Below are 4,611 nucleotides of genomic sequence, written 5' to 3' on the forward strand. Positions count from 1 at the left end.
CACGTTTGAGAAGCAAACTTACATCGTAAGCATACGCTTAAGTTTGCCCCGGACCCATACATCCGGCAGACAGCAGCTAAAAAGGTTTCAGCAAACCTAACTTTCGTATCCAGTTTTCAAGGCGCAATGCCTTGTTGTTCAACCGTGCCTCTTTTGCAGTTGAAGCTCTTGGAGACATTTCAACGCAAATATGCAATGTTCCCTGATAGCTCAGTTGGTAGAGCACTCGACTGTTAATCGAGTTGTCACAGGTTCGAGTCCTGTTCGGGGAGCCATCATGCTCTCATAGCTCAGTAGGTAGAGTGCATCCATGGTAAGGATGAGGTCACCGGTTCGATCCCGGTTGAGAGCTCCAGAATACTTTCAACTGCAATGACAAGCTTTAATTTTAGCATGGCCCGTTGGTCAAGTGGTTAAGACACCTCCCTTTCACGGAGGTAACAGGGGTTCGAGTCCCCTACGGGTCACCAATTACCTTTTTCACAAAATGCGCCTTTACACTTGGACGCTTAGCTCAGCTGGGAGAGCATCTGCCTTACAAGCAGAGGGTCGGCGGTTCGATCCCGTCAGCGTCCACCATATCGCTGCTGGGGATTAGCCAAGCGGTAAGGCAACGGACTTTGACTCCGTCATTCTCAGGTTCGATCCCTGAATCCCCAGCCACTTATACTATGAGTCATTAGCTCAGTTGGTAGAGCACCTGACTTTTAATCAGGGTGTCGTAGGTTCGAATCCTACATGACTCACCATTTTTTTAATCTCACATGCGCGTATGGCGGAATTGGCAGACGCACCAGACTTAGGATCTGGCGGGCGACCGTGGGGGTTCAAGTCCCTCTACGCGCACCATCTTTAAAACCCTTAATCGGGAAACACTCTGTATGTCAACAGAGTAATGTAGGTGGAAGTCCTACAAAACATGGTTTAGCTTCATTGGAATCACATAAGCGCGTATGGCGGAATTGGCAGACGCACTAGACTTAGGATCTAGCGGGCGACCGTGGGGGTTCAAGTCCCTCTACGCGCACCATACCATGAGAAAACCCTTGGCGAACAAGGGTTTTTTGCTGTCTACAAACCTAATTATGGTATAACGAGTAGCTCGATATGCTATAGATCATTTGTTCAGCGCCGTATCGAGATAAGGTTTGCTCTGCCTTCATCCCTGCCTTTTCCAGAAGCCTGCAGGATGTAACGTTAGCGGTTTGTGTCTCGGCTATGATTTTAGATTGCTTGAGCTCTTTAAATGCAAACTGTAAAAGCCACCTAATTACTTCTTCAGCATAGCCCTTACCCCAGCTATAGGGTAAAAACTCGTATGACACCTCCATATGCAAACCATCCTATGATTTTCCAACGACACGAGCCCAATGAACTGTTCATCTTCTTTAAGTGTGACTACCCAATAAAAGGAATGATTAGCGTTGGCACGATCTAATGTCTCCAAGAATTTATTCAAGGTAAGGGTCTCCGGGATAATGCCTCCGAGATATTTTCTGACGTCCTCATTGGTGTACAGCTTTTTTACATGTTCATAGTCACTTTTCTGTAAATAATCCAACCTGCATCTCATGGTTTGCAATAGCAAATCCCCCTTCTACTTTCACAACTTATTGCTCTTGCTGCCAGAGAGCGCCGAGCTGCCTGCCCAGTGTATAACGGAACACACAATTCATTCGTAAATAAGTGATGTTAAGTATAAAGGAAGTTAATTGTTATGGGAATTAATAGTAAGCTTTATGAATTTTTAAGACGTATAATGTTTTGGCTGTTAATGGCCTCTGTACGCGTAAGCAAACAAATTCTGGATTTACCTTAATTAAGTAATAGCTAAGGGAGGCAATGAATACGCCAAGGGGTCTCTTCATTTTTATAATATTCCCGTCGATATAGTTGTTTGGGACTAATTGGAATCTATATAAATGAAGGGGATCGGAACGATGATTCAAAAAACAGGGAACGGGAGAATTCGTGGTTTAGCTGTGCTGCTGCTTGTAACTATAGGTATTAGTTATATAGGAAACGCTGGATTTTATTCTTTTGGAGGATTTGTGAATCATGTTGCATTAGCGGCTGAATCGTCTAGCGCTGCAAAAGTTGAAACAATAGTGCTTAAGAGCTCATTGCAAAGCAAAGCTGAAATTGAGTATTGGCGTTTTACGGCATAAGGGGCGCTTTATCCGCCTCTTGCATTGCCAAAAGGCAAAGTGTTCGCTGTAACGTCGAACGGATGGATATCCATCTTGGATGAGAACGGTAAAGAAGTGAAGAGAATCAACACCTATAACGGCTTGTCCGCTCCAGCTGTCAATGCGAAGGGCCAGATTTATGCCGCAGGCACGGGTGCCAGGTTGTTTAAATACGATCATGATGGCAACGGCGGACAGAGTGGGATCTTTTATTTTAAAAACAAGAAGGAGTAGCTGCAGTCTTCCGGTATCGTGACGGATGGGGAGGGCAACCCGTATTTTGCTTATCAGCATGCGATTTTGTCGCTTAGCAGCTCGGGGGAGAAACAGATCGCGTTGCTGCCAGTTGGCGTCAGTGTGAAGGAGCTCACTGCAGGTAAGAGCGGCGTATATGCCCTTGGCAGTAATGGCGTGCTGTACGCTGTGCGAGGCAATGCAGTCGCATGGGAGGCGTCGCTTGAGCAGACGCTGCAGGGAGCGAGGCTGATCGCAGACAGCGTAAGCGGAGGCGTTTTGCTGCTTGCGGGCAAGGCGGTTGCCGCTTATGAAGAGGACGGCAAAGTCCGTTTCACGCGCGAGCTCGCGGCGGCGCCCGCAGGGGGCTGGACGTCCCCGGTGCCAATGCCCGGGGATGCAGGGGCTGTCGTTGCCGCCGAGCTGAGCGGCAACGGCATTGCTGCGTTCCGCCTCGCAGACGGGGCGGAACTATGGCGCATCAGCGCCCGCGGGGCGGCCGGATTCGGCCCCGCGGCGCTGGCGCCGGACTTTGCCGCCGGCATCGTGCTGGCCGGCGGCCGTTCCGGCGCTGTGTACGCGATCGACGGCGCTACCGGGTCGATCTTGTACACCTACGGCGGACACGCCGCGGTTCCCTCGAGCGGCGTGGCGCCGTAAGGCAGCGGACGGATCGTCTATGCGTCCGCCAACAAGCTTATCGCAGCGGGGCCAATCCGCCCCGTGGCGATTACCTATGCAGCGGCTTCGCTTAAGCTGCCGCTGGATGCAAGGCTCCTGCTCACGGACAAGCTGAAGCTGTCCGATCCCGTCGCCGTCAGCTACCGCTCCGACAATACGGCGGTCGTCCGCATCAATGGCAACAGCGTCGTAACCCCGGTTGCCGCGGGAAAAGCAAACATGTATGTAGAGGTCATTGCCAGCGGCTATAAAGGACAGCTAGTGCTTCCTGTTCAAGTTACGGCTTCAGCGTCTAATCTAAAGGTAAAGCATGAATCAAAGCAGATTACTGCAGCGGGTCAGTCTTATAAGGTCCAGACCGTTACAATACCGAAGGGGATGCCTCTTACAGCTGGGCTGGCGAGCCGTAAAGTGGGCGTCGTTCAATCACTGCTGTCGATTGCCAAAGCCTATCAAGCTGATGCAGCCATTAACGGTACCTATTTCGAGGCATATGGAGGCATTCCTGAGCCGTACGGCACGGTAATAGCAGACGGCAGCGTCGAGCATATCGGTAATACAGGAACTGCGATCGGTTTTACGTGGGACGGTACGATAGTGATGGACACGCTTCGCGTTAAAATTTTAGGCGGAACAAACGGCTCCTTCACTTCACCCAACAATTGGTATGCGTATTTCATGAACCGTACGCCGGCGGCAGGCGCATCCTCCGCGATCATGTTTACGCCTAAGCGGGGAGCAAAGGTTGGTTTTGCGTTAGGAACAGCAGTAACCGTCCGCAAAGGAATCGTGACGAAAATAAGCAAGAAAGAGAATGCGAGCATTCCAACGGACGGATACGTTCTCGTCTACACGGGCTCGGAGGAGAAGCTGGCTTCGTGCTTTCAGCTTGGAACCAAGGTCGACTACAAAATGGAGATGACCAATCTAACGAAAGCACCAGTTGCGTGGTCACGCGTGCATACGGCAATTGGTGCCGGTCCAAGGCTGGTGAAGGACGGGAAGTTAGCGATCAACCCGGTGTTGGAAGGCTTCAGCAGCTCGAAAATATTAACCGACGCAGCTTCCAGAAGCGGCATTCTTGTAAAAAAAGATGGTACCATCCTTATCGCAACCGTCCCCAAAGCAACGATTAAACAATGGGGCCAGATCATGGTCCAGCTCGGAGCGGTGCAAGCGATGAATTTGGATGGAGGCGCATCGTCCGGCATGTACGCACAAGGAAAACTCATAACCAAGCCAGGCAGACTTATTAGTAACGGGCTCGTATTTGGGACGAAGCTAAAGTGGTAAATGCGGTTAAATATAAATGGGAAGACCGTCCTTTAGATAGGACGGTCTTTTTCTTGCCTATAAAACAAAGTAAGCTGCACGGAAAAGAAGTTAGCCATGTCAATCGTCTGTGAAAATGTCACTTTAACTGTTCGATGAAAATGTCACTTGCTAAAATGGAGGCCGCCCTTACCAGGAGGCCTCTGAAAAACCGTTGTGCTGTGAATACATAGCA

General features: G+C 50.1%; 6 protein-coding genes and 8 tRNA genes. 12 read left to right on the forward strand and 2 right to left on the reverse strand.

Annotated elements, in window-relative coordinates; all coding sequences use genetic code 11:
- Window positions 1–199 precede the first annotated feature (199 nt).
- From RCO25_RS34265 to RCO25_RS34300, 8 genes are all read left to right on the forward strand, one after another.
- A tRNA-Asn gene (locus RCO25_RS34265) sits at window positions 200–275 on the forward strand.
- A gap of 4 nt (window positions 276–279) precedes the next feature.
- Window positions 280–355 (forward strand) — tRNA-Thr (locus RCO25_RS34270).
- A 40-nt stretch (window positions 356–395) separates the two neighbouring features.
- Window positions 396–470, forward strand: a tRNA-Glu gene (locus RCO25_RS34275).
- Between the two features lie 33 nt (window positions 471–503).
- Window positions 504–579: transfer RNA gene (locus tag RCO25_RS34280), tRNA-Val, on the forward strand.
- Between the two features lie 9 nt (window positions 580–588).
- Window positions 589–663 (forward strand) — tRNA-Gln (locus RCO25_RS34285).
- A 10-nt stretch (window positions 664–673) separates the two neighbouring features.
- Window positions 674–749: transfer RNA gene (locus RCO25_RS34290), tRNA-Lys, on the forward strand.
- Between the two features lie 17 nt (window positions 750–766).
- Window positions 767–849, forward strand: a tRNA-Leu gene (locus tag RCO25_RS34295).
- Between the two features lie 98 nt (window positions 850–947).
- A tRNA-Leu gene (locus tag RCO25_RS34300) sits at window positions 948–1,030 on the forward strand.
- A 49-nt stretch (window positions 1,031–1,079) separates the two neighbouring features.
- Here RCO25_RS34300 and RCO25_RS34305 read toward each other — a convergent pair.
- Window positions 1,080–1,331 carry a GNAT family N-acetyltransferase gene (locus tag RCO25_RS34305; protein WP_309000519.1) on the reverse strand — a complete coding sequence of 84 codons (252 nt, stop codon included), beginning with the start codon at window positions 1,329–1,331 and terminating at the stop codon, window positions 1,080–1,082.
- Window positions 1,271–1,573, reverse strand: a complete 303-nt coding sequence (locus RCO25_RS35070; protein WP_374992220.1) for a GNAT family N-acetyltransferase — start codon at window positions 1,571–1,573, stop codon at window positions 1,271–1,273. The genes RCO25_RS34305 and RCO25_RS35070 overlap by 61 nt, the downstream gene beginning before the upstream one ends.
- Window positions 1,574–1,940: 367 nt before the next feature.
- Here RCO25_RS35070 and RCO25_RS34310 point away from each other — a divergent pair, with 367 nt between their 5' ends.
- From RCO25_RS34310 to RCO25_RS34325, 4 genes are all read left to right on the forward strand, one after another.
- Window positions 1,941–2,168 (forward strand): hypothetical protein, encoded by a 228-nt coding sequence (locus RCO25_RS34310; RefSeq protein ID WP_309000520.1) that lies wholly within the window; start codon window positions 1,941–1,943, stop codon window positions 2,166–2,168.
- A 75-nt stretch (window positions 2,169–2,243) separates the two neighbouring features.
- Window positions 2,244–2,423, forward strand: coding sequence for a hypothetical protein (locus RCO25_RS34315; RefSeq protein WP_309000521.1), 180 nt, complete (start codon window positions 2,244–2,246; stop codon window positions 2,421–2,423).
- Between the two features lie 18 nt (window positions 2,424–2,441).
- Window positions 2,442–3,083 (forward strand): outer membrane protein assembly factor BamB family protein, encoded by a 642-nt coding sequence (locus RCO25_RS34320; protein ID WP_309000522.1) that lies wholly within the window; start codon window positions 2,442–2,444, stop codon window positions 3,081–3,083.
- 63 nt (window positions 3,084–3,146) lie between these two features.
- Window positions 3,147–4,397, forward strand: coding sequence for a phosphodiester glycosidase family protein (locus RCO25_RS34325; RefSeq protein ID WP_309000523.1), 1,251 nt, complete (start codon window positions 3,147–3,149; stop codon window positions 4,395–4,397).
- Window positions 4,398–4,611: the final 214 nt, after the last annotated feature.

Origin of the sequence: Paenibacillus sp. LHD-38, assembly GCF_031157315.1 — a bacterium.
Lineage (GTDB): Bacteria > Bacillota > Bacilli > Paenibacillales > Paenibacillaceae > Pristimantibacillus.

Coding starts and splice junctions, on each gene's coding strand:
- RCO25_RS34305 (WP_309000519.1), bottom strand. CDS start 1,331: ATGGAGGTGTCATACGAGTTTTTACCCTATAGCTGGGGTAAGGGCTAT.
- RCO25_RS35070 (WP_374992220.1), bottom strand. CDS start 1,573: ATGAGATGCAGGTTGGATTATTTACAGAAAAGTGACTATGAACATGTA.
- RCO25_RS34310 (WP_309000520.1), top strand. CDS start 1,941: ATGATTCAAAAAACAGGGAACGGGAGAATTCGTGGTTTAGCTGTGCTG.